This window comes from Streptosporangium sp. NPDC023825 (genome assembly GCF_040639575.1).
In the GTDB taxonomy this organism is placed as follows: Bacteria; Actinomycetota; Actinomycetes; order Streptosporangiales; family Streptosporangiaceae; genus Streptosporangium.
Genome location: NZ_JBFAAE010000003.1, coordinates 132,191 through 155,090, shown reverse-complemented (window position 1 = coordinate 155,090; position 22,900 = coordinate 132,191). Strand labels below are relative to the sequence as shown.

At 72.9% G+C, this 22,900-nt stretch carries 18 protein-coding genes and 1 riboswitch; of the genes, 7 read left to right on the top strand and 11 right to left on the bottom strand.

Annotated features, from left to right (window positions below; all coding sequences use genetic code 11):
* Positions 1-5 precede the first annotated feature (5 nt).
* The 3 genes from AB0G15_RS03920 to rsgA all read left to right on the top strand — a co-directional run bounded on the left by AB0G15_RS03920 (position 6) and on the right by rsgA (position 3,981).
* Positions 6-1,034: a YihY/virulence factor BrkB family protein gene (locus AB0G15_RS03920; protein WP_362835056.1), complete on the top strand. Its 1,029-nt coding sequence runs from the start codon at positions 6-8 to the stop codon at positions 1,032-1,034.
* Positions 1,027-1,110: riboswitch (ZMP/ZTP riboswitch) on the top strand. (Overlaps the previous gene by 8 nt.)
* A 32-nt stretch (positions 1,111-1,142) precedes the next feature.
* Positions 1,143-2,399 (top strand): serine hydroxymethyltransferase, encoded by a 1,257-nt coding sequence (glyA, locus tag AB0G15_RS03915; RefSeq protein WP_362681052.1) that lies wholly within the window; start codon positions 1,143-1,145, stop codon positions 2,397-2,399.
* Positions 2,400-2,862: 463 nt separating this feature from the next.
* Positions 2,863-3,981 (top strand): ribosome small subunit-dependent GTPase A, encoded by a 1,119-nt coding sequence (gene rsgA, locus AB0G15_RS03910; protein ID WP_362835054.1) that lies wholly within the window; start codon positions 2,863-2,865, stop codon positions 3,979-3,981.
* A 131-nt stretch (positions 3,982-4,112) separates the two neighbouring features.
* Here rsgA and AB0G15_RS03905 read toward each other — a convergent pair whose 3' ends face one another.
* From AB0G15_RS03905 to AB0G15_RS03890, 4 genes are all read right to left on the bottom strand, one after another.
* Positions 4,113-4,427 (bottom strand): WhiB family transcriptional regulator, encoded by a 315-nt coding sequence (locus AB0G15_RS03905; protein WP_012893126.1) that lies wholly within the window; start codon positions 4,425-4,427, stop codon positions 4,113-4,115.
* Between the two features lie 104 nt (positions 4,428-4,531).
* Entirely contained in the window at positions 4,532-5,479 is a 948-nt protein-coding gene (locus AB0G15_RS03900; RefSeq protein WP_362835052.1) for a sucrase ferredoxin, read from the bottom strand.
* A 120-nt stretch (positions 5,480-5,599) separates the two neighbouring features.
* Positions 5,600-7,159 (bottom strand): FAD-dependent oxidoreductase, encoded by a 1,560-nt coding sequence (locus tag AB0G15_RS03895; protein WP_362835049.1) that lies wholly within the window; start codon positions 7,157-7,159, stop codon positions 5,600-5,602.
* The gene (locus AB0G15_RS03890; protein WP_362835047.1) at positions 7,156-7,731 is read right to left on the bottom strand and encodes a TetR/AcrR family transcriptional regulator; all 576 of its coding nucleotides are present in this window, start codon (positions 7,729-7,731) and stop codon (positions 7,156-7,158) included. Before AB0G15_RS03890 ends, AB0G15_RS03895 begins: the two co-directional genes overlap by 4 nt.
* 46 nt (positions 7,732-7,777) lie before the next feature.
* Here AB0G15_RS03890 and AB0G15_RS03885 point away from each other — a divergent pair, with 46 nt between their 5' ends.
* A complete protein-coding gene (locus AB0G15_RS03885; RefSeq protein ID WP_362835312.1) occupies positions 7,778-9,352 on the top strand; it encodes an FAD-binding oxidoreductase in 1,575 nt (524 codons plus the stop codon).
* 175 nt (positions 9,353-9,527) lie between these two features.
* Here AB0G15_RS03885 and AB0G15_RS03880 read toward each other — a convergent pair whose 3' ends face one another.
* Both AB0G15_RS03880 and AB0G15_RS03875 read right to left on the bottom strand, forming a co-directional pair.
* Positions 9,528-9,938, bottom strand: a complete 411-nt coding sequence (locus AB0G15_RS03880) for a thioesterase family protein (protein WP_362681037.1) — start codon at positions 9,936-9,938, stop codon at positions 9,528-9,530.
* 86 nt (positions 9,939-10,024) lie between these two features.
* Positions 10,025-10,807, bottom strand: a complete 783-nt coding sequence (locus AB0G15_RS03875) for an SDR family oxidoreductase (protein WP_362835045.1) — start codon at positions 10,805-10,807, stop codon at positions 10,025-10,027.
* 86 nt (positions 10,808-10,893) lie between these two features.
* On the opposite strand from AB0G15_RS03875, the gene AB0G15_RS03870 reads away from it, so the two are divergent.
* The 3 genes from AB0G15_RS03870 (at position 10,894) to AB0G15_RS03860 (ending at position 15,173) form a co-directional block, all read left to right on the top strand.
* A complete protein-coding gene (locus tag AB0G15_RS03870) occupies positions 10,894-11,751 on the top strand; it encodes a helix-turn-helix transcriptional regulator (protein ID WP_362835043.1) in 858 nt (285 codons plus the stop codon).
* Positions 11,752-12,021: 270 nt separating this feature from the next.
* On the top strand, positions 12,022-13,533 hold the full coding sequence (locus AB0G15_RS03865; protein ID WP_362835041.1) for a metallophosphoesterase: 1,512 nt from the start codon (positions 12,022-12,024) through the stop codon (positions 13,531-13,533).
* 35 nt (positions 13,534-13,568) lie between these two features.
* Positions 13,569-15,173: a bifunctional 3'-5' exonuclease/DNA polymerase gene (locus tag AB0G15_RS03860; protein WP_362835039.1), complete on the top strand. Its 1,605-nt coding sequence runs from the start codon at positions 13,569-13,571 to the stop codon at positions 15,171-15,173.
* Between the two features lie 82 nt (positions 15,174-15,255).
* Here AB0G15_RS03860 and AB0G15_RS03855 read toward each other — a convergent pair whose 3' ends face one another.
* From AB0G15_RS03855 to AB0G15_RS03835, 5 genes are all read right to left on the bottom strand, one after another.
* Positions 15,256-16,569 carry an MFS transporter gene (locus AB0G15_RS03855; protein ID WP_362835037.1) on the bottom strand — a complete coding sequence of 438 codons (1,314 nt, stop codon included), beginning with the start codon at positions 16,567-16,569 and terminating at the stop codon, positions 15,256-15,258.
* A gap of 74 nt (positions 16,570-16,643) precedes the next feature.
* The gene (locus AB0G15_RS03850; protein WP_362835035.1) at positions 16,644-18,743 is read right to left on the bottom strand and encodes a protein kinase; all 2,100 of its coding nucleotides are present in this window, start codon (positions 18,741-18,743) and stop codon (positions 16,644-16,646) included.
* Between the two features lie 220 nt (positions 18,744-18,963).
* Positions 18,964-20,370, bottom strand: coding sequence for a DUF1116 domain-containing protein (locus AB0G15_RS03845; RefSeq protein WP_362835033.1), 1,407 nt, complete (start codon positions 20,368-20,370; stop codon positions 18,964-18,966).
* A gap of 40 nt (positions 20,371-20,410) precedes the next feature.
* Positions 20,411-21,868: an FdrA family protein gene (locus tag AB0G15_RS03840; RefSeq protein WP_362835031.1), complete on the bottom strand. Its 1,458-nt coding sequence runs from the start codon at positions 21,866-21,868 to the stop codon at positions 20,411-20,413.
* Positions 21,855-22,748, bottom strand: coding sequence for a DUF2877 domain-containing protein (locus AB0G15_RS03835; protein ID WP_362835029.1), 894 nt, complete (start codon positions 22,746-22,748; stop codon positions 21,855-21,857). The genes AB0G15_RS03840 and AB0G15_RS03835 overlap by 14 nt, the downstream gene beginning before the upstream one ends.
* Positions 22,749-22,900 lie beyond the last annotated feature (152 nt).

Here is a 22,900-nt window from a genome sequence, read left to right as displayed (position 1 = left end):
GTGGCATGACGTCCACTGATGCCCCGGCCCATCGGCCCGGGCCCGAGCGGCGCCCTCCGCGCGGGCCCGGGGTTCGCTGGCGCGCCGGTGTCGCGTGGATCCGCGGCACGGACGTCTGGGCCAGGTTGCGGGCGCTGCGCGCGTGGGTCCGCGGCACCGACGTGTGGACCCTGATCGTCGCGACCACGAACGCGGGCATCACCTATCGCGTCACCGGCCTGGCGGGCGAGGCGGCCTTCTTCGCGCTGCTGTCGCTGCCGCCGTTCATGCTCGGCCTGATCGGCGTGCTCGGCCAGCTGACCCGGGTCTTCGGCCCCGAGACGGTCAAGAACGTCAGCGTCTGGATCGACCAGCAGGCCCACCTGCTGTTCACCGACAGCGCCGTGGACACCGTCGTCACCCCCCTTCTCCAGGACGTGCTGAAGCCCGAGAACCAGGTCTCGCTGATCTCCCTGGGCTTCCTGCTCGCGCTCTGGTCGGGCTCGCGGGCGCTGTTCGTCTACGTCGACCTGATCTCGGTCGCCTACGGCCTCGGCGAGGAGCGCGGCATCATCCGCACCCGCCTGATGTCCTTCGGGTTCTACCTCGCGGGCCTGCTGATCGGGCTGGTGGTCATGCCCGTGCTCGTCCTCGGCCCGGCCGCGCTGCGCGGGGCCCTGCCGGCCGACTACACCGTGCTGGTCGACATCCTCTACTGGCCGGTGGTGATCATCGGCTCGGTGATCTTCCTTACCCTGCTCTACCACGTGAGCGTGCCCGTACGCACGCGCTGGTGGCGCGAGCTGCCCGGGGCGCTGCTCGCGCTCGTCATCTGGATCGTCTGCGCGGCCGTGCTGCGCGCGGTCCTCGCCGCCTGGTTCTCGCCGGTCTCCATCTACGGCTCGCTCGCCGCCCCCATCGCCGTGCTGCTGTGGCTCTACATCACCGCGCTGGCCGTGCTCATCGGCGCCACGCTCAACGCCGAGGTCGACCGGCTCTGGCCTGTCGAGGGCGCAGGTCGCGCCGGGCGCGGAGCCCAGTCCGCTATCGTCTAAGCGCGACTGGCGCATAAGGTGGGAGAGACCACCGGGGAGCGAAAAAGCGAGGAGGCCGAGCGCCTGGGTCTTCGCGCGATGTCGACGATGACAGGGGAGTGAAGGCGCATGAGCGCTCTTTCCAGCGTGGATCCGCAGATCGCCGAGCTCATCAGGGCCGAGGAGCGGCGGCAGTCCGACACCGTCAAGCTGATCGCCTCGGAGAACTACGTCTCCAAGGCCGTCCTCGAGGCCACGGGCACCGTCCTGACCAACAAGTACTCCGAGGGCTACGCCGGCAAGCGTTACTACGAGGGCCAGCAGGTCATCGACCAGGTCGAGACCCTCGCCATCGACAGGGCCAAGGCCCTGTTCGGCGTGAACCACGCGAACGTGCAGCCCTACTCGGGCTCGCCCGCCAACCTCGCCATCTACCTGGCCTTCCTGAAGCCGGGCGAGACCGTGATGGGCATGGGCCTGCCGTTCGGCGGCCACCTGACCCACGGCTGGTCGGTCTCGGCCACCGGCAAGTGGTTCAACCCGGTCCGCTACGGCGTGCGGCAGGACACCGGCCGCGTGGACATGGACGAGGTGCGCGAGATCGCCCTCCGCGAGCGTCCCAAGCTGATCTTCTGCGGTGGCACCGCGGTCCCGCGCACGATCGACTTCCCGGCCTTCGCCGAGATCGCCCGCGAGGTCGGGGCCGTGCTCGCCGCCGACATCGCGCACATCGCGGGCCTGGTGGCCGGTGGCGCCCACCCGTCGCCGGTCGGCCACGCGGACGTCATCTCCACCACCACCCACAAGACCCTGCGCGGTCCCCGGGGCGCCATGCTCATGGCCACCTCCGACGAGCACGCCACCGCCCTCAACAAGGCCGTCTTCCCCGGCCTGCAGGGCGGGCCGCACAACCACACCACCGCGGCCATCGCGGTGGCGCTCAAGGAGGCGTCGACCGACGACTTCAAGGACTACGCCCGCCAGGTCGTCCTGAACGCGCAGGCGCTGGCCGAGGAGCTCCTGGGCCGGGGCTTCGACCTGGTCTCCGGCGGCACCGACAACCACCTCATCCTGTTCGACCTCACCCCCAAGGGCATCGGCGGCAAGCCCGCCGCCCAGGCCCTGGACAAGGCCGGGCTGGAGACCAACTACAACAGCGTGCCCTTCGACACGCGCAAGCCGTTCGACCCCTCGGGCATCCGCATCGGCACCGCGGGCGTGACCAGCCGGGGCATGGGCGTCGCGGAGATGCGGCAGATCGGCGCCTGGATCGACCAGGTCGTCACCGCGCTGGCCAAGGACGAGGAAGAGGCCAAGCACGTGATCACCCGCGTTCACGGCGAGGTCAGGGAGCTCACCTCCCACTTCCCGGCCCCCGGCCTGTGACCGTGCCCACGGTGCCCGGACCGCCGTTCGGATGACCTGCGCGGTTCGCGAGGTCTCCGGGGCGCCGTGACGCGCCGATCGACCACGTCGGGCAGGACGAGACGCCCGGCCGGGACTCCCCGGCCGGGCGTTCTCGCGTCGCCGGGCGCCGTGGCCGCCAGAGGGTCCGGCTCGGGGACGGAACCCGCCGTGCGGCACCGGGGCCGGGGCGCGCCGGCGGCGTCCGGGCCGGCCGGGATCTCCGGGCTCCGGCCGAGGGAGGCGCGCCAAATGTGTTTGCGCCACAGGGGCGGCACTGCGCTAGAGTTCTCCCGAAGACGCCGTTCGAGAGACGCGCGGCCACGAGGCGACAGGAGGTGAGGACCATGCGGGTTGTTCTGGTGAGCCTGCCGTCCATCAACCTCCGGGTGCCCGCCTAGCCGATTCGCGACAGGGCACCCGGCCTTCCACAAGGGTGCTTACGTTGTCTTCGTCAATCGTCTCTTCTTCATCCGTTCTCACCGCGCTCGGCTGGAACGACTCCTTCGCCGCCGAGCTTCCCGAAGGCCTGATCCCCGCCCGGGTGTCCCGCGTCGATCGCGGTGCCGCCGAGGTGCTGACGGCCTCCGGTCACCTCCGGGCCAACTACGGCGCCAGGGTGCGGCGCGACGCCGCCGCCGACCCCGTGGCTCTTCCCTGCGTCGGGGACTGGGCCGGGCTCCGCCGCCTGGCCGAGGGCCGCTTCGAGCTGGAGGCGCTGCTGCCCCGGCGCACCGCGTTCGTGCGCGGCGGCGTCGCCAGGGTCTCCAGGGGAGGGCTCTCCGGAGACTCCCAGGGCCAGGTGCTCGCCGCCAACGTCGACGTCGTCTTCGTCGCCGAGCCCGCCCTGCACGCCACCGACACCGCCGACCTGGGCAGGATCGAGCGGCTGCTCGCGCTCGCCTGGGAGAGCGGGGGCCGTCCCGTGGTGCTCGTCACCAAGTCCGACCTGATCGGCGAGGGCCTCGACTTCCTGATGGACGAGGTCGCCTCGGCGGCGCCGGGCGTGGACGTGCACCCGATCTGCTCCGTCACGGGCGAGGGCGTCGACATCGTCCGCGGATACCTGGAGGGCACGCGCACCGCGGTGGTGCTCGGCGCCTCGGGGGCGGGCAAGTCGACGCTCGTCAACGCCCTGGCGGGGGGCGGGGTCATGGAGACCCAGCAGGTCAGGGCCGGTGACGGCCGGGGCCGTCACACCACCGTGCACCGCGAGCTCATCCCGCTGGCGGGGGGCGGGCTCATCATCGACACCCCGGGCATCCGCCGCGTCGGCCTGTACGACATGGGCGAGGGCGTGGACATGGTCTTCTCGGACCTGGAGGAGCTCGCCGAGCGGTGCCGGTTCGGCGACTGCCGCCACGACAGCGAGCCGGGCTGCGCCGTGATCGCCGCGATCGAGGACGGCACGCTTGCCGAGCGGCGGCTGGAAAGCTGGAACAAGCTTCAGCGGGAGGCCGCGTGGATGGCGTCCAGGAGCGACGCGCGGCTCCGCAAGGAGCTGCAGAACAAGTGGAAGGTCATCCACAAGGAGATGCGGAAGGCGGGCCGTAACAGGCCCTGACACGCGGGGGAAGCCCGCCGTGCGGTCGCCCGTCCCGGGGGCCGCACGCGCGGGGCCCGACACGACAACGTGTGATCTCGCAGGGGGTGCGCGAGATCACACGTGCGGGGGAAGCCGGGTGGAGGTACTGCTCAGGCGACGGCGCTGATGCCGGCGCTGGCGGCGCGGCGCATGCGACGGCGACGCTCGGAGGCGCGCTCGTCCTCGTTCAGACCGCCCCAGGTGCCGTACTTCTCCGGACGGGAAAGCGCGTAGTCCAGGCACTCTGCGCGAACGGGGCACTGGGCGCAGATGGCCTTGGCCTTACGCTCACGGATGTCACGCTCGGGCTGGCGCTCGCCGTCGGGGCCGAAGAAGAGCACGAGGTCCTCGCCCCGGCACGCGGCGTCATCCTGCCAGCCCCAGCTGGGCCGAGGCCGGGCGGTCTGCCGACGTACCTGAGACATGAGAAAACCACCTTATAGTGAGAGGTATTTCTGGTTAATGCCGCATTGGACGCTTGTGACGTCCCTGGGTCCAACGCCTGGATTGGCCGTGATGTTCCCTCAGGTCAGGTCAGAGCGGACGTGGCGTACCGCACAGGGGTGAGCCTGTCCAGCGTGACCAGCCGGTAGGTAGTGATCGTATCGGCGCAAGCCGTACCACATGGCGTTGTCAGCGTCATGGGTTCAACCACTACCCGAAAACGAGCGCCACTACCGCGCACAAATGCCTCGGTGACGGCGCCGTCCAACCTGGAGGATTCCACGGCCACTCCGCCAACCGAGAGATCACCCGTATGAATGCGGATGAAATGCTCAGCGGCCTGCAGTGGCTCAGGGATGCCTGCGCGTCCCCGGAAACGGTCGAGGATGACCTCGCCGGACCGGTACGCGTCGGCTGCCGCGATCGCAGCAGCCTGAGACATGCTGCCGTAGTAAAGCCCGTGTGGCAAGCACACGAGGTTGGCGGCGTATCGATCGCCGCCAACATGTGATGTTTCCCATACTGTGTCCGGCAATGTTTCTGCCAAGGACCGAGCTAGGGGTAGTCCAATGCGGGCGCAGCACGCGTTGCGCTTGGCATGCGTGCAGACCAGAAAAACCGGCTCACTCACAAGTATGCAGGACTCCGGGACCACTCCGGCCACCACGCTGTCAAGGTTGAGATCGTCCGGACCTGCTATGACGCCTTCGGCGATCCATGGCGCGGCGGAGCCGGAGTCGGCGACCATGACGTGAATGCCGGTTTCCTCAAGGTTCCTGCGTCCGGGACGACGGATCAGCTGGGGCCGGATGCCGAGCCGCGTGGCGCGTTTGATAAGGATGTGAACGTCCTCGGGGAGGCTGCAGTCCTCCAGGTGGGAGGCCCAGGGGCCGGGGTGCTCGATGAGCAGCCAGAAACGGGCTCCGACGGTCGCGCTGGCGTAGACCGGCAGCTCGCCGGTGTGACAGCCCGGTGGGTGCGTGCACCCCTTGACCGTCGTATCCGCCCTGCTCACGACACTCCCCGTGCTCACGCTCTCTCCTCGCTCTGACTTAGGTAAGACTAACCTAACAGCATGATCGAGGAGGCGAGGAGTAAAACGATCACAGGGATGTAAAGGCGCCGGTGGGCGGGCGCGGGTGTCAGGCGGGTGTCAGTAGGCCAGCGCGGCGTGTGCCAGGGGAAGGGCCGCGGTGCGGTCCTGCGGGACGAGGCCGATCCTGGTCCGCCGGTCGAGGAGGTCGTCCACGTCCAGGGCGCCCTCGTGCCTGACCGCCCAGACGAGCTCGGCCCCGGTGACCCCCGTCGGCCCGGGTTCGGCCAGCCAGGGGTCCTCCGCCATCAGGGCCCGTACGGCGCCCGCCTCGCTCCCGTACCGCTCCAGCAGCCGGTCGCCCTCCCGGCCCCTCTCGCCGTCCGCGCCCTTCCCGCTCTTCCCGCCGTTCGCGCCGCTCGCGCCCTCGGGGCCGTCCGCAGGGACGGCCCCGACGAGGGGCAGCTCCGTCGTGCGGCTGCGTCCCGCGTCGAGCCGGCCCAGTGACACGGCCCGGTCGACCGCGTCCTCGGCCATCCGCCGGTACGTGGTCAGCTTGCCGCCCACGATCGTCACCATCCCGTCCGGCGTGGTCAGCAGCGCGTGCCTCCTGGACAGGTCGGCGGTGCGGCCGTCGGCGGCGAGCAGGGGCCGCAGCCCCGCGTAGGTTCCGGCGACGTCCTCGCGCCGGACCGGCTCCTCCAGCACGGAGTTCAGGACGGCCAGCAGGAAGGTCACGTCCTCCTCCGGCACCGGGGGGACGTCCGGGACGGGACCGTCCACCGGCTCGTCGGTGAGGCCGACGTGGACCCGTCCGTCGGGCTGGGGGAGGACCAGGGCGAAGCGATTGCTCTCCCCGGGGATCGGCACGTGCAGTCCCGCGGCCAGGCCCGGCAGCGTCTCGGGCCGCAGCACCAGGTGGGTGCCTCGCGAGGGGCGCAGCCGGATGCCCGGGTGCAGCCCGGCGGCCCAGACGCCGGTGGCGTTGACCACCGTCCTGGCCCGGATCGTGAAGGTGTCCCCGCCGAGCTCGTCGCGGACCAGCGCGCCCTCGCCGGACAGCTCCAGCGCCCGGCATCGCGTCAGTATCCTCGCCCCCTGGGCGGCGGCCGTCCTGGCCACGGCGACCACCAGGCGGGCGTCGTCGGCCAGCCGCCCGTCCCACGACAGCAGGGCGCCGCGCAGCCCTCGCGAGGCCAGCGGCGAGGCGAGGGCGAGGGCCTGCGCGGCGGAGATCCGCGACGGGCCGGGCAGGAGGTGGCGCGGCGTGCGCGCGGCGACGCGCAACCCCTCGCCGGCGCGGTACCCGGTCATCACCAGTGCCGCGTGACGGCGGGAGACCTCGGGGACCAGCGGCAGCAGGTAGGGGTGGGCCCTGACCAGGTGCGGCGCGGTGCGCCCGAGCAGGTGGCCGCGCTCCACCGCGCTCTCGTACGCCACCCCGATCTGCCCCTTGGCCAGGTAGCGGAGGCCGCCGTGGATCATCTTGGAACTCCACCGGGAGGTCCCGAAGGCCATGTCGTGGGCGTCGATCGCGGCCACGGAAAGGCCTCGGGAGGCCGCGTCGAGCGCGGCCCCGGCGCCGGTGGCGCCCAGACCCACCACCAGCACGTCCACCACGAGGTCGCGCACCTCGGCCAGCTCGCGTTCGCGGCGGGCGGCGTTGAGAGAGGAGTTCACGGTCGCAGGTACCTTTCCAGGAGCGTGGTGAGCTCGGAGTCCAGGTCGTCCAGGTCGTCCAGGCCGACGGGGCCGAGCATGGTCGGGCCGGAGATCAGGAACGACTGGGCGGTCAGCAGCACGGCCCTGGACAGCCTCGCCGGGTCACCGGGGCGCACGGAGCCCCCCTGCTGGCCCCGGACGATCGCGGCCTCGACGAGCGTCAGCATGGCCTCGTGACTGGCGCCCCTGCGGTCCAGCAGGTAGGGCAGGAGCAGCTCCGGGTCGACCTCGACGATCTTCCGCCAGAGCGGGTGGCCGCGCAGCGCCCGTACCACCGCCACCGCCGAGGCGACCGGGTCCTCGGTCGAGAACCGGTCCGCGACGCGCACCCACTCGCGGGTCATCAGGTCGGCGACGAGGGTGCGCACGTCGGGCCAGCGGCGGTAGATCGTCATGCGGGAGAGCCCGGCCCTGCGCGCCACGTCGGTGAGCGTGGTGCGCCGCACCCCCACCGCGAGGACCGTCTCCCGGGCGGCGTCCAGAACCCGGTCGGTGCGCTCCGCGTCCGCGTTGTGACGAATAGACGTCATGTGTCACAGTGTAAGGGTGGAAAACCCGACGAGCGCCGCAGACCCCATGCTCTGGTCCGGCTGGGGCGACCCCGGCAAGGCCGCCGAACTGCCGGAACCGGTCAGAAAACTGCTCCAGGACGTGCTGGGCGTGCGCCCGCGGCGGGACCGGGCAGCCGAGCTCGGCGAGGTGCGGCTGCCCGCCGTGACCCTCTCCCCGCCCGTCCTGGAGGAGTTGCGCGACGTCGTCGGCGCCGGCCACGTGCGCTCCGACGACGAGGCGCGCGTCCGGCACACCCGGGGCAAGTCCACCCCCGACCTGATGCGCATGCGCGCCGGAGACGGCTCCGACGCGCCCGACGCCGTGGTGCTGCCCGGTTCCCACCGCGAGGTGCTGGAGGTGCTGACGATCTGCGCCGCGCACCGGGTCGCGGTGGTCCCGTTCGGTGGCGGAACGTCCGTGGTCGGCGGCCTGGTCGCGAACCGGCGGGGCTTCGCCGGTGTCGTCGCGCTGGACCTGGCCAGGCTGGACCGGCTGATCGCCGTCGACGCGGAGTCGATGGTCGCCGAGATGGAGCCGGGACTGCGAGCCCCGGAGGCCGAGCGGCTTCTGGCCGGGCACGGATTCACCCTAGGTCACTTCCCGCAGTCGTTCGAGTACGCCACGCTGGGGGGGTTCGCCGCGGCCCGCTCCAGCGGCCAGGCCTCGGCCGGTTACGGGCGCTTCGACGACATGGTGGTCGGCATGACCGTGGCCACCCCGCGCGGCACCCTGGAACTCGGCCGGGCGCCCAAGTCGGCGGCCGGGCCCGACCTGCGCCAGGTGATCCTCGGTTCCGAGGGCGCCTTCGGCGTGATCACCTCCCTGCGGCTCCGCGTCCGGCGCGCGCCCGCCGAGCGGGTCTACGAGGGGTGGCGGTTCGCGTCGTTCGCGGAGGGAACGGCCGCGCTGCGGCACCTGGTCCAGGAGGGTGCCGTGCCCACCGTGCTGCGCCTGTCCGACGAGACCGAGACGATGGTCGGCCTGGCCCGCCCCGGCGAGATCGGCGCCCCGCCGACCGGCGCGGGCTGCCTGGCGATCGCCGGGTACGAGGGCTTCTCCGAGGTGCCCGCGCTGCGGGAGCGGGTCGCCGCCGTGCTGTCCGGCCTCGGCGGCGTCCCCCTCGGCACGGAGCCGGGGGAGTCGTGGGCCCACGGGCGCTACTCCGCGCCCTACCTGCGCGACTCGCTGCTCGCCGCCGGGGCGACCGTCGAGACGCTGGAGACGGCCGGGTTCTGGTCCAACCTGCCCCGGCTCTACGACGCCGTACGGCTCTCGCTGCACGCCTCGCTCGGCTCGCCTCTGGTGATGTGCCACATCTCCCACGTGTACGGCACCGGTGCCTCCCTGTACTTCACGGTCGTCACGGCGCAGGACGAGGACCCCGTCGGGCAGTGGGAGGCGGCCAAGCGGTCGGTCAACGAGGCGATCGTCGCCGCCGGGGGCACCGTCTCGCACCACCACGGCGTCGGCCGCGACCACCGGGAGGCCTACGCGACCGAGATCGGCGGCCTGGGTGTGGAGATCCTGCGCGGGATCAAGGACCGGCTCGACCCCGGGGGCGTCCTCAACCCCGGCGTTCTCGTCCCTCCGGGGAGATGACGGGTGCGGGGAGGCTCGGACGGGAGAGTCCGGGGGGAGCCTGACCGGGCTCGGCCGGGTCGGCCGGGGAGGCAGGGACGAGGAGCTCGGGCACACCCGGCCGGGGGAGTCCGGCCGGGCTCGGCCGCGGGGAGCTCGACCGGGCTCGGCCGCGGGGAAGCTCGGCCGGCGGAGGTCAACCGGCGACCACGAGCTTCTCCATGGCCTCGCGGAGCGGCCCGGGGATCCCGGCCGGCCTGCGCGTCTCCCGGTCGACGAACACGTGGACGAAGTGGCCCTCCGCCACGACCGTCTCGCCGTCCTCGCGGAACAGCCCCAGCTCGTACCGGACGCTGGAGCGGCCCAGACGGCCGACCCGCAGCCCGACCCTGACGGCCTCGGGGAAGGAGACCGAGGCCCGGTAGACGCAGTGCGACTCGACGCACAGGCCGATGGCGTCGCCGCCGTGGATGTCCAGGCCCGCGGTCCTGATCAGCCAGGTGTTGATCACCGTGTCCATCATCGAGTAGTGGACGGCGTTGTTGACGTGGCCGTAGACGTCGTTGTCCTTCCACCTGGTCGGAACCGTCTCCCAGTAGGCGTACACGGTAGAACCATATTCCAGAGGGCGGCCGCTGTTGAGCACGGAGCTTCTGCCGGTGATCCGCGCGGAATCATTGTCGGCTCTCCCCTTCAGGCGCCGGCGCCGCCGTCCACCGGCAAGATCGCGCCGGTCACCATCGAGGCCCGGTCGCTGAGCAGCCACGCGGCCACCTCGGCGACCTCGCGAGGCTCGGCCATCCGGCCGAGCGGGATGCCCGCGTTGATGCGCTCGACGACACCCGGGGACGCCGCCTCCCACGTGTCGATCATCTCCGTCGCGGTACCGCCGGGGGTGATGCCGTTCACGCGGATCCCCTGCCGCCCCCAGGTCACGGCGGCAGTCTCGGTGATGCTGTCGAGCGCGCGCTTCATCGCGCCGTACGCGGGGAGCTCCGGGTTCGCGCGGCGGCTGCCGATGCTCGAGGTGTTGACGATCGCCCCGCCACCGCCCCGGCGCATGAGCGCGGCCTCGGCCGTCATCGCGGTCCAGTGCGCGCGGAAGTTCACCGCGAACTGCTCCTCGACGTCCTCGTCGCTCGTCGTGTCCAGCGGACCGGGCCGCTGGATCGCCGCGCCGTTGTTGAACGCGCCGTCGAGCCGTCCGTGCAGCTCCTCGACGTGATCGACCGCCGCGCGGATACTCGCCCGGTCAGCAAGGTCCACTGTCACGGCATCCGCGACGCCGCCGCCGGCGCGGACCTCGGTGACGACCCGCTGGAGGGCGTCGGTGCTGCGGGCCGCGAGCACCACGGCGGCACCTTCGGAGGCGAAAAGCCGGGCCGCGGCCGCCCCGATGCCGCGGCTGGCGCCGGTGATGAACACGACCTTGCCGGTGAGCAGGCCGATGGGTGCGAGTTCGCTGGTCTTCGTCATGACGACAGTGTCAGGCCGGCCTCCCGGCCCGATACAGGCACAGGCGGTACCAGGATCCGTCGCCGCCCGGCGCGCACACTGGGTGTATGGACAAGCAGGAGCTCGGAGCCTTCCTCCGGAGCCGCCGCGAGCGGCTCCGGCCGCGTGACGTCGGCCTGCCCTCGGGTTCGCGACGCCGGACACCGGGTCTTCGCCGCGAGGAGGTGGCGGTCCTCGCTCACATCTCCACGGAGTATTACGTCCGGCTTGAGCAGGGCAGGGCACCGCGCCCGTCGGGCGAGGTCCTCGCCGGGATCGCGGGCGCGCTGCGGCTGACCGACGCCGAGTCCGATCATCTCCACGTCCTGGCGGGCACCGCGCCCAGCCGTAGCGGACTGCACCGGCGCGACGTCCGGCCGAGCATCCTCACGCTTCTCGAACGGCTGCCGCAGACGGCCGCTTTCGTGACATCCGCCGCGTTCGAGGTGCTCGCGTGGAACGATCTCGCGGCCGCGCTCATGGAGGACTTCTCCGCCCTCGCCCCCAAGGACCGCAACCTCGCGCGCCGGGCGTTCCTCGGCTCGGCGCGCACCGACGCGGCGCTGTACGGGATCTCCGACGCCGCGGAGTTCCGGCACCACGCCGTCATGGGGCTTCGATCCGCCCTCGCCCGGTACCCGTCCGACCCCGCGGTGATCAACCTCGTCGACGAGCTCCGCGACGGCAGCCCCGAGTTCGCCCGGCTCTGGGAGCGACACGACGTGCAGGCCGCACCGATGCTCACGAAGACCTTCCGGCACCCGGTCGTCGGGGAGATCACCGTCGACTGCGACTCACTCACGCTCATCGACCGCGACCAAAACCTCGTGCTCTACAGTGCGCCGTCGGGATCCCGTGACGCCGAGGTTCTGACCCTTCTGAACGTATTGGGAGCCGAGGGCGTCAATGCGGGCAGACCGCTTTGACGGAGTTGGAAGCCCGCGCCGCCATCGAGTTCGCCCGGCGGGTGAAACACAGCCCTACCTCGTCCGGGCAGGAAGCCGCAATCGCGGCCGACGCCGTCATCCTCCTGGCGAACATGTTGCGACCCACTGACAACAATCCCGCGCATCCGCTGACATCAAGTCCGCGCGCGACAGCCGCTCGGGCGGGGGGCGGACGTCGGCGGCTTCCGGCTCGGCCGCCTTTCCCGAGAGGACGTGCGGCCCCTTAAGATCATTGCCAAGATATGGGGCATGGTTGACATAGGACAGGCGGCGGAGCGCGGGCGTGAGGCCTCCTCCCGGGTGTCGAAGGAGGGCGCGGGCTGGTCCTGCGCCCAGACGGGCACCTTCAAGGACCTGCTGCCCAGCAAGGAGACCTTCTCCTGGCTGAACCCGCGCACCATCTGGCGGTCGCGGAACGAGGTCCTCGCGATCCTGTTCGGAGACCCCTCGGGGCAGGTGCGGGCGCGCTGGGTGGGCTCCCAGCGGGACCGGGGCGTCGACCCCTCCTTCCGCATCCCGATGGACGTCGGCCCCGAGTTCTCCTTCCTGATCCTCGGCGACACCGGGGAGGGCGACGCCTCGCAGTACGCCGTGGTGCCGGGCATGCTCAAGGTCGGCGCGGACACCGCGTTCGCGGTCGTCGCCAGTGACGTGATCTACCCCACAGGCTCGGGCAACGAGTACGAGGACAAGTTCTTCCGCCCGTACCAGGACTACCGGGCGCCGATCTACGCGATCCCCGGCAACCACGACTGGTACGACGGGCTGGGCGGCTTCATGCGCGTCTTCTGCGACGCCCCGGCGCTGGCGGCCGAGGACGAGGGGTTCAAGCTGTCGCCCTCGGGGCTGCGCGGCCTGCTCTGGCGCAAGCCCGAGAAGATCGACGAGACCCGGCTGGCCAGGGCGCGCGAGTGGCGGGCGCGGCCCGAGCAGCGGGTGGTGCAGCCCGCCCCCTACTGGGCGATGGAGACCCCGGGGCTGCTCATCGTCGGCGTGGACACCGGGATCCGCGGTGACATCGACAGGGAGCAGGCCGAATGGCTGCGCGCGGTCTCCCGCGACCCCCGGCCCAAGGTGCTGATCACCGGGAAGCCCATCTACACCCGCAACGACTACAAGCCGTCGAAGCTGGCCGGCGGCGGCACCGTCGACGACATCGTCACCGATCCCGCGAACAACTACGTCGCGGCGATCGGCGGCGACGTGCACAACTACCAGCGCTTCCCGATCAAGGTCGGCGACCGGACCGTCCAGTACCTCGTGGCGGGCGGCTCCGGGGCCTTCATGCACGCCACCCACACCATCCCGAGGGTCACCGTCGGCGGCCTGCACGAGGACGACTACCGCTGTTACCCGCTGCGCGGCGACTCGCTGTCGTTCTACAGCAGGCTCTACAGCGACCGGCTGCGCATGCGCTGGCTCTACCTCACCCCCGACGAGAGCGCGGCGCTGATGTCCCGCCGGATCGGCAACACCCCGGTGCGAGACGACACCCCGGCCGTACCGATCACCCGGCGGATGAGGTGGGCGGCCCGGATCCTCGGCGGCTGGCCGATGCCGCTGCGGTTGCCCGTGGGCAGGACCTTCCACCGCTACCTGTCGGAGCTGTCCGACTGGGACACCCCGCCGTTCTTCAAGAGCTTTCTGCACATCTCGGTGACCCCCGAGGTCCTGACGATCCGCTGCTTCGCCGCCACCGGCTGCCTGCAGCAGGAGATCGAACCCCCGATCGAGGACGAGATCGCCATACCGCTCGTCTGATCGAGAGTGTCGTACCGGCATGGCAGTGTTGGGGTATGCACGTGTCGGTCGCGGCGGCTCCCGGGGGTGGGGGCGCGCTGCGTGTGGACGGCGAGCCCGCCGGGGCCGTCGCCGATCTGGCCTCGGCCGTCCGCGAGCTGGAGGCCCGGAGCCCGCGCTGGGTCTGGGCCGACACGCGGGAGGTCTACCCCGCGCTGCTCGCGGCGGGGGTGCGGCTGGCGCGCTGTCACGACCTGGTGCTCACCGAGGGGCTGCTCCTGGCCCACGAGGGGCGGTTCGGCGAGCCGCGGTCCGTCCCCGCGGCCTACGCCCGGCTGCACGGCCTTCCCGTGCCCGACGACCACCACGGGCCCGCCGGGGGGCAGGCGCGGCAGGCCACCCTCTTCGAGGAGGAGGCGCCCCCGCCGGACGCGAACCTGGTCGCCGAGGTGTACGCCGACCAGCTGCGCCGCATCGAGGCCACCGCCGATCCGCGGCGGTTCCGGTTGCTGGTCGCCGCCGAGTCGGCCGGTGCGCTGATCGCCGCGGAGATGGCCCAGGAGGGCATGCCCTGGCGGGAGGACGTGCACGACGAGCTGCTGACCGGCCTGCTCGGCCCGCGCCCGGTGCACGGCATGCGGCCCGTCAAGCTCCAGGCCCTGGCCGACCAGGTGGCGGCGGCCTTCGGCACGCCGTTCAACCCCGACTCCCCGCAGCAGATCGTCAGGGCGTTCAAGGCGGCGGGCGTGCCGGTCGCCTCCACCCGGGCCCACGACATCAAGCAGGTCGAGCACCCGGGCGTCGCGCCCCTGCTCGCCTACAAGGAGATGGCCAGGTTCTACAGCTTCCACGGCTGGGCCTGGGCCGACCAGTGGGTGCGCGACCACCGCTTCCGCCCCGAATACGTGGTGGGCGGCGTGGTGACGGGCCGCTGGGCCACCAACGGCGGCGGGGCCCTGCAGATCCACAAGCTGATGCGCAAGGTCGTCGTGGCCGACGAGGGCTGGACGCTCGTCGTCGCCGACGCGGCCCAGCTGGAGCCGCGGGTGCTGGCCGCCATGGCGGGGGACGGCGGCCTGGCCAGGGCCGCCGGGCAGGCCGACCTCTACCAGGCGCTGGCGAAGGCGTTCGGCGGCGAGCGCGACAACGCCAAGCTCGCCATGCTGTCGGCGATGTACGGGGGCACCAGCGGTGACGCGTCCAAGCTGCTGGCCGTGATGCGCCGGCGCTTCCCCCTCGCCCACCGGTTCGTGGAGGACGCCGCCCGGGCGGGGGAGGAGGGCAAGGTGGTCCGCTCCTGGCTGGGCCGCACCTCGCCCCCGCCCTCCGCGGGCTGGCGGGAGCTGGTCTCCGGTCCCGAGGGAGGTCGCGCGGCCCGCGACCGCGGCCGGTTCACCCGCAACTTCGTCGTCCAGGCGACCGCGGCCGAGTGGGCGCTCGCGCTGATGGCCGTGCTGCGCGGCCTGCTGCCCGACCCGGCCAGGCTGGTGTTCTTCCAGCACGACGAGGTGATGGTGCACTGCCCGGCCGAGCAGGCCGGCGAGGTCGCCGCGGCGGTCGGCAAGGCCGCGGAGGAGGCGACCCGGCTGCTGTTCGGATCGACCCCGGTGCGCTTCCCCATGCAGGCCGTCCCGGTCAGGTGCTACGCCGACGCCAAATGACGCCCGGCGGCCCCGGCCCCGGCCTCGGCCCCGGCCCCGATCGCGCTCCGGCCCCGCTCCCGATCCTTCTTCCGGCCGTGGCTCAGGCGCGGGCCAGGGCGAGCCAGGCGCCGGTGACCGTCACCATGACCGCGACGGCCGCGCCGAGCACGCCGTACGACAGGCTGCCGACGATCACCCCGGCGATCACCGTGCCGGTCGCGCCGCAGACGTTCATCAGCAGGTCCGAGAGGCCCTGAACGGGGGTGCGGTGTTCCAGCGGAACGGCCTCGCTGAGCATCGCCGAGCCGGAGATCAGCCCGCACGACCAGCCGAGGCCGAGCAGGACCAGGCCGGCGGTCACCTGTGTGACGTCGTGCGCCCCGGCCCCGCCCGCGAGGACGGCGGCGGCCAGCAGCAGGCCCATCCCCAGCACCAGCACCGGGGTCCTGCCCGCCCGGTCGGCCAGCCAGCCGACCACGGGTGACAGGACGTACATCCCCGCGATGTGCAGGCTGATCACGATGCCGATGACCGTGTACGTCGAGCCGCCGTGGTCGAGGTGGACCGGCGTCATGGACATGACCGAGACCATCGCGGTGTGGCTGACCGCGATCGCGACCAGGGCACGGCCCGCCGCGGGCGTCCCGCGCAGCACCCGCCAGGCGGTACGGAACGTTCTCCCGCCCTTCCCCGGGGAGCCGGCCGGGCCGGACACGGGGGTGCCGGGAGAGGAGGAGGCGTCCGGGGCCCGGAGGGCGGCGTGGGCCAGGAGCAGCGGATCGGGGCGCAGGGCGATCACGATGATGCCGAGGGCGAGGGCGAAGCCCAGCAGGGCGAGGGCGAACGGGCCGCTGCCCGCCGGCAGCCCGAGCCCGGCGCTGAACCGTTCGGCCGGTCCCGCGAGGTTCGGCCCGGTGACCGATCCGACGGTGGTGGCCCACACCACCAGCGACAGGTGCCGGGCCGAGTGCCCCGGCGGGGACAGGTCGGTCGCGGCGTAGCGCGAGGCCAGGCCGCCCGCGCTGGCCGCGCCGAACAGCACCAGCCCGGCCAGCAGCAGCGGCCACGATCCCAGGCCGACGGCGAGCAGCGAGACCAGGCAGCCGAGCAGGGCGCACCCGTAGGCCAGGGCGAGCCCGGCCCGCCGCCCGCCCCTGCCGGACGATCTCGCGGTGGGCAGCGCCAGCAGCGCGGCGCCCAGCACGGTCGCGGTCCCGGCCAGCCCGCTGAGCGCGGTGGAGCCGGACAGCTCCTCCACGGTCACCGAGCTGAAGGTGAGCCCCACGGCGACCCCGATCCCGCCGCTGATCTGGGCCGCGGACAGGACGGTGAGCGTCCGCCGCTGCACGGCGGCGATCCGTTCCTCGCCGGGGGGATCGCCGGGCTTCGCGGTGTTGGTGGGGTTCGCGGTCACGAGCGAAGTCTGCCATCACTCATGACCGCACCACGAGGTCATTTCGCCGACGGGTGAGGAAACGACCGGCGGGATCAGTCGATCGGTGCGAAGGTGGCGAAGAACGTCTGGAGGATCTCCGAGTTCTTCTCCCAGTCCAGATCCTGGACCCTGAACGTGATCTGGTAGGCGGTCAGGCCGTTGACGGCGATGTAGCGCGTCAGCCCGTGCATCGGGACGCCGTTGGACTGGACGTAGGTGTACTCCCAGTCCGCGGCCTTCCACGTGCGGTAGTTCACCGGCGTCACGCCGACCTCGGTGTATTCGTCCAGGCCCTTCTTGCTCGCCCTGCTCAGTGCCAGCACCGGCTCCGCGACCGGCACCTTGGCGACGACGATGTTCTGCCCGCCGCCCTTCGGCCCGGAGAGGGTGGCCGTTCCGCCGGCGCCCTCCTTCACCGTCCAGTCCTCGGGCACCGCGCCGGAGACGCCGGCGGCGTCCACCCGTTTGAAGCCCTCGGGGACCTCGCTCGGCCCGGTGGGGGCCTGCGACTCGGCCGCCGAGGAGATCGCCGTGGACGGGGTCGCGGGGGCCGCGGGATCGGAGTTCCCGCCGGGCAGGAAGACGAGCAGCCCGGCGACCACGATGGCCAGCACGCCGCCCCCGCCGAACATCAGCAGGCGGACGTCGGGACCGCCGCCCTCGTTTCCCTGCGCGCGGCGCGCGCTCCCGCGCGCCCCGCTCCGGCTGGGAGAGGTCAGGGTCTGCGAGTCCCGTACGGCGGCGCGGGAGGAGGTCTCCGGCGAGGAGGGGACGGGCCAGAGCGCCGCCTTCCGGGCCCGGGACGCCTCGCTCTGCCCGCCGCGCCGCGGTGCGCCCGGTGACGCGGACGGCGCGGCGACGGGCAGGTCGCCGGAGAAGCTGGTCAGCGGGTCGAACGGGTTGCCGTCGGGCCCGGTCGCCGGGATGCGCAGCGCGTCGTAGCCGCGCTGGTGGCCGCCGGTCAGGCCGGTGGCCGCGTCGGCCGGCGGCCGGGGGAACCCGCCGGAGGCGGAGGCGGGGAAGGACAGCAGGTCCGCGCGCTGGGATCCCGACGGGCCGGAGAGCGCGTCGTGGGGGAGCGGGTGGCCGCCGGAGGAGTCGTTGCCCGAGCCGTACGGCACCCGGATCGGGCCGGAGGGCGTCTCGATGATCCGCGAGGGCATCGGTCCCGACGGCATGTCCAGCGGGGGCATCAGGTGGATCGGCATGGAGTCGCCGGGGACCGGCATCGACGAGGGCGCCGGGGTGGGCGCGCGGTTCGGGGTGCTGGAGCCGTGGCTGCGCAGCACCCGGTCGAGCAGGTCGGACACCTGCGAGGCGCTCATCCGGTCGGCGGGGTTCTTGCGGAGCAGGCCCTCGATGACGGTGATCAGGGCGCCGGCCCGCTGGGGGCGGCTGGGCTCCTGGGTGAGGATCGCGCCGAGCACGGCCACCGCGTCCGGTCCCTCGTAGGGAGGCCGCCCCTCGACCGCCGCGTACAGGGTGGCGCCGAAGGACCACAGGTCGGAGGACTGCGTGACCGGCTGGCCCGAGAGCCGCTCCGGCGGGATGTAGGCGGGCGAGCCCATCAGCAGGCCGGTCTGGGTGATCGCGACGTCGCCCTCTATGGCGGCGATGCCGAAGTCGGTGAGGACCACCCGGTCGGAGGTGAGCAGCACGTTGCCCGGCTTGACGTCGCGGTGCATGATCCCGGCGGCGTGGGCGTGGCGGAGCGCGTCGAGCACCCGCACGCCGATCTCGGCGGCCTGGACCACCGGCAGCGGCCCGCTCTGCCGCACGGCCTGCTCCAGCGACCAGGCGCGGACCAGCTCCATCACGATCCAGGGGCGGCCGTCCTCCTCGACGACGTCGTGGACGGTGACGATGCCGGGGTGGCTGAGCCGGGCCGCCGAGCGGGCCTCGCGCAGCATCCGCCGGTGGGCCCCCTGGGTGCCCGCGTGGTCGAGCCCGTAGGGGAGGATCAGCTCCTTGACCGCGACGTCCCGGTCGAGCAGGACGTCGTGCGCGTGCCACACCATGCCCATGCCGCCACGGCCCACCGGGGACACCAGGCGGTAGCGCCTGCCCACGAGCCTGCCCTGGCCCTCCGGTGTTCCGGCGGAATCGCCGCCCTCAGGCCCCTGGGGGTTTCTCCCGAGCAAGCGATCGGTCATCGTTCCCCGTTCCCCATAACCAGCCCTTTTGCGAGGTGGACACGATAGCCAGACGGCATTTGGTTATGGAAGTTTGCATGCTGAGAAAGCACGTGACGGTATTTGTCAGGATCGGTGTTCTCCGGATCACCGGTCCCGCGCCCGCGCTCTGACGTCGCCGAATGCTACCGGCGGATGGCTGAATTGTCAGCTTTACCCAATCTTAATAGACAAAAGATCACTAAGACGTCGTATGTTCATGATCGGCCGCCTCGGCCAGCGCGGCCAGGGCCGAGGTGAAGGCCGAGGCGGGCGGGCTGACCAGGCCCGCGCCGACCTGTCCGGTCCCCGCGACCCGTCCGGCGATACCGGTGTTCACGGTGGGCAGCAGGCCCGTCCTGGCGACCAGCGTGACGTCGACGCCGACCGGCGTGCCCCGGAAGTCCAGCCCCGGGATCTGGTACGCGGGGTGCTCGGCCAGGGTGATCTCGTACATGGACCGGGTGGCCGCCGTCGCGTCCGACACGTCGCCGCCGACGAACCTCACGATCGCCGGGGCCGCCGCCATCGCGAAGCCGCCCAGCCCGGCCGTCTCGGTGATCGTCGAGTCGCCGATGTCGGGGTTGGCGTCGTCCGGGCCGTACGCGCCCAGGTAGAGACCGTCCGGCACGCCCGCGGGGCCGGTGAACCACCGGTCGCCCAGCCCGGAGACCTGGACCCCGAAGTCCGTGCCGTTGCGGGCCATCGCGACGACCATCGTGGAGCCGGGGACGTCCCGCGCGGCGTCCGTGCTGACCTTGCACGCGGCCATGCCCGCGTTGAGGAAGAAGTGATCGTTGCCGTTGACGAAGCGCAGGACCTCGGCGGCGTGGCCGGGAGCGGCCTCCACCACGCCGGGGGCCAGCTCGCGCACCAGCAGCGAGGTGGCGGCGCGGTTGCGGTTGTGCAGCTCGTCGCCCATCTGCAGGGCCTGCGCGGCCAGCGACCTGAGGTCGAGCGGCCCGTTCCGCTCCAGGGTGGCCTGGAGCACCGGGCCGAGCACCTCGGCCATCCAGCGCAGCCGCTCCAGCACCTCGGGGCCGTACGCGCCGTACCGCAGGACCTTGCCCAGGCCCTCGTTGAGCGAGCAGTAGGCGGTGCCGCCGTGCTCGGCGTCGTGGACCTCGAACATCCACATCGACGGGGTGACCACGCCCGCCATCGGCCCGACGGTCCGGTGGTGGTGGCAGGAGTCGAGCCGGGCCCGCCCGGCGGCCAGCCGCTCCTCGGCCTCCCCGGCGTCGGCGGCCAGCCCCTCCAGCAGCATCGCCCCGATGAGCGCGCCCCGCATCGGGCCCGAGGCCCGTTCCCACTCGATCGGCGGCCCCGCGTGCAGGAACGTCCCCTTCGGCAGGTCGAGCACCTCGTGCGCGGGCCGCACCCCGACGAGCTGCGGCCGCGCCGAGACCAGGCGGCCCACGGCCGTCTCGTTGGCGCGGACCCTGCGCGGGTCGGCCAGCACCCTGGACAGGTCCGCCTCGGTGCCGGGCATCGGCGGGCGCCAGTCCACCCGGACCCGCGGGACGGCCTGCGCGTCCAGCGCCTCGCCGAGCACGTCGGCCCCCACCGTGATCACTTCCGGCTCGCCGGAAAGCATGGACAGCGTCATCGAAATCTCCTTGAACCTGAAACCCGTTCCGGGCGAACGGTCAACGGGCGTTCGCGGCGATCCCGGTGGCCGCTCGCGCGGCGTGCCCGGCGGCCCCGGCGTTGGACGTGAACACCGCGGCGCCCGCCGCGTTCAGGGCCCCGGCCTGCGCGGCCAGCCCCTGCGGGTCGCCCTCGGAGCCGACCAGCGCGACCACCGCCGTGACGCCTCTCGCGACGGCCTCGGCGATCGCGGGCGCGAGCCTGGCGGAGGGGTCGGGGTCGGCGCCGTGGCCGAGCACCACGTCGAGCAGGACGACGTCGCCGGGCGGCACCTCGGCCAGGGCCTCCAGGCGGAGTGTCGGGTCGATCATCGGGTGGGCCCTGCCGACCGTGTAGGCGTCGTCGCCGAAGTCGGTGAACTCGCCGTGCCCGGCGACCAGCCGCGCCTCCACGCACAGCGTCCCGCCCGAGTAGATCCCCCGCAGGTTCCCCCCGGCCCCCGCGTCACCCGTCCCGGGGAGCCCGGGGGGCGCGGAGGCCGCGGAGGCCGCATGGGCCGCGCCGGGCGTCCCGGGGACGGGCCAGGAGGGCCAGGCGGGGACCGGTACGCCGAGGGCGCGCAGGGCGGCCTCGGTCGCCGAGGTCAGGTCGTCCTGGCCGGTACCGAGCAGGGCGGTCACGACCGGCGTGCCGAGTTTCGCCACCGCCTCCTCGACGGCCCGCGCGACCTCGGGGGCCGGAGGTTTGGAGATCAGGACGATCAGCTCGGTGGCCGGGTCGGCGTCGAGGGCCTCCAGGGCGCGCAGGGTGGACAGCCCGCCCACGTCCGCGGACAGGTCGCGACCGCCCACGCCCAGCACGTGCGACACCCCCACCCCCGCCAGGTCGAGCAGGCAGCTCACCTGCTGCGCACCGGTCCCCGAGGCGGCCACCAGCCCGACCGGGCCCGGCCGCAGGACGTTCGCGAAACCGAGACCCGCCCCGCCGACCACCGCGGTGCCGCAGTCGGGACCCATGACCAGCACGCCGCGCTCGGCGGCGCGCCTCTTGAGCAGCACCTCCTGCTCGACCGGCACGTTGTCACTGAAGATCATCACGGACAGGCCCGCCTCGACCGCGTCCAGCGCCTCGGCGAACGCGTACGGGCCCGGTACCGAGACCAGGGCCAGGGTGGCGGCGCGCTCGCGGGCCGCGGCGCGGACGGTCCGCGGCGGGTGCTCGGCGCCGCCGCCGCCCGCGGACGGGGCCGACAGCGCGGCGAGCAGCCCGTCGAGTTCCGCGGACGCGGCCTCCAGGGCGTCCGCCTCGCCGCGCAGCGCGATCAGCAGGTCGCCGGGATCCGCCCGGGGAAGGCCGAAACCCAGCTCGGCGGCGATCCCGAGGTTGAGCTCGGTGGCCATCGCCACCACCGCGACCTCCACGCCGGGCAGCGCGGCCGCCGCGCGGCTGACCCGCATCAGGCTCACGGAGTCGTGGTAGACCCCCGTACGCGTCCGGACCACATCAGTACTCGCCATCGCCCCCGCCTTCCAGATCGATCACCGCCGCGAGCCCGATCCGCAGACCCCACGCCAGGTCCGCCCCGGAGGTGTGGCCCAGCCGCAGGAGGCGGTGCAGCGCCGGCTCCAGGGACTGCCGTCCCGCCACGCCCCGCAGCACGGCCAGCACCTCGCCGCTGGCCTCGCCCCGGGCGGCGCAGTGCAGCAGCGCCGCCGAAATGGGGGTGGTCCTGCCGCGCACGTCGAAGGTGACCGCCGCGGCCAGCCAGCCGGCCAGCCAGACGGCCCGGCCCGCCCCCGCAGCCCCGCCCAGGTGGCGCAGCGCGACCAGCAGTCCCGCGAGCACGTCGTCACCGCTCGGCGTGAGCCCGGGACCCAGGCCGACCAGCTGCTCGGCGGCCACCACGCTCTTCAGCAGCGAGCCCTCGGCGCATCCCTGGGCCAGCAGGCCGGCCGCGCCGTTGCCCTCCAGCCCGGGACGCCTCGGCGAGCGCTCGCACAGCTCCGCCATCGCGGGCAGCGAGCGGGCCAGCCGCGCGGCGTCCACGGCGCCGAGCGGCGGGGCCGGGTCCCACCAGCGGTGGGCCCGCAGGCTGAGCCGCCCGACGTCGATCGAGCCGTCGCCGACGGACGCCTCGTCGCCCACCGCGACCTTCGGCATTGGGCCGGTGACCACCATGGCGTTGGGCAGGCGGGTGGCCTCCCCGGTCACCACCGCGATGACCTGCGGTTCCAGCTCGGTGCGTACCTCAAGGTAGACGCCGGAGGGGAAGGCCGCCAGCACCCGCGCCGGGCGGCGGGGCGCCTCCAGCATCCGGCGCAGGGTCGTGCTGGCCGCGCCGGTCCCGTGCGTCCGTACGTGTACGCCCTGCGCTCTCGGGCGCGTCTTGATGCTCATGAGCGCTCCTCGGCCGGCCCCGTGGGTGTGAAGGTGGTCTCTCCAGCGGTTCGCTCGCTCACGGACTCCCCCATCCATTGAGCCGACGGTAGAACGGGCGCGGACACAGGCCGTACGGAGAAAGGTGCCAACAGTCTGCCCAAAGGTTGGCT

Bases quoted from the DNA above. Each gene is read 5' to 3' on its own strand.
- AB0G15_RS03845 (WP_362835033.1), bottom strand. From the start codon at position 20,370: ATGACGCTGTCCATGCTTTCCGGCGAGCCGGAAGTGATCACGGTGGGG.
- glyA (WP_362681052.1), top strand. From the start codon at position 1,143: ATGAGCGCTCTTTCCAGCGTGGATCCGCAGATCGCCGAGCTCATCAGG.
- AB0G15_RS03890 (WP_362835047.1), bottom strand. From the start codon at position 7,731: ATGACGTCTATTCGTCACAACGCGGACGCGGAGCGCACCGACCGGGTT.
- AB0G15_RS03920 (WP_362835056.1), top strand. From the start codon at position 6: ATGACGTCCACTGATGCCCCGGCCCATCGGCCCGGGCCCGAGCGGCGC.
- AB0G15_RS03835 (WP_362835029.1), bottom strand. From the start codon at position 22,748: ATGAGCATCAAGACGCGCCCGAGAGCGCAGGGCGTACACGTACGGACG.
- AB0G15_RS03870 (WP_362835043.1), top strand. From the start codon at position 10,894: ATGGACAAGCAGGAGCTCGGAGCCTTCCTCCGGAGCCGCCGCGAGCGG.
- AB0G15_RS03860 (WP_362835039.1), top strand. From the start codon at position 13,569: ATGCACGTGTCGGTCGCGGCGGCTCCCGGGGGTGGGGGCGCGCTGCGT.
- AB0G15_RS03865 (WP_362835041.1), top strand. From the start codon at position 12,022: ATGGTTGACATAGGACAGGCGGCGGAGCGCGGGCGTGAGGCCTCCTCC.
- AB0G15_RS03905 (WP_012893126.1), bottom strand. From the start codon at position 4,427: ATGTCTCAGGTACGTCGGCAGACCGCCCGGCCTCGGCCCAGCTGGGGC.
- AB0G15_RS03850 (WP_362835035.1), bottom strand. From the start codon at position 18,743: ATGACCGATCGCTTGCTCGGGAGAAACCCCCAGGGGCCTGAGGGCGGC.
- AB0G15_RS03875 (WP_362835045.1), bottom strand. From the start codon at position 10,807: ATGACGAAGACCAGCGAACTCGCACCCATCGGCCTGCTCACCGGCAAG.
- AB0G15_RS03885 (WP_362835312.1), top strand. From the start codon at position 7,778: ATGCTCTGGTCCGGCTGGGGCGACCCCGGCAAGGCCGCCGAACTGCCG.
- AB0G15_RS03840 (WP_362835031.1), bottom strand. From the start codon at position 21,868: ATGGCGAGTACTGATGTGGTCCGGACGCGTACGGGGGTCTACCACGAC.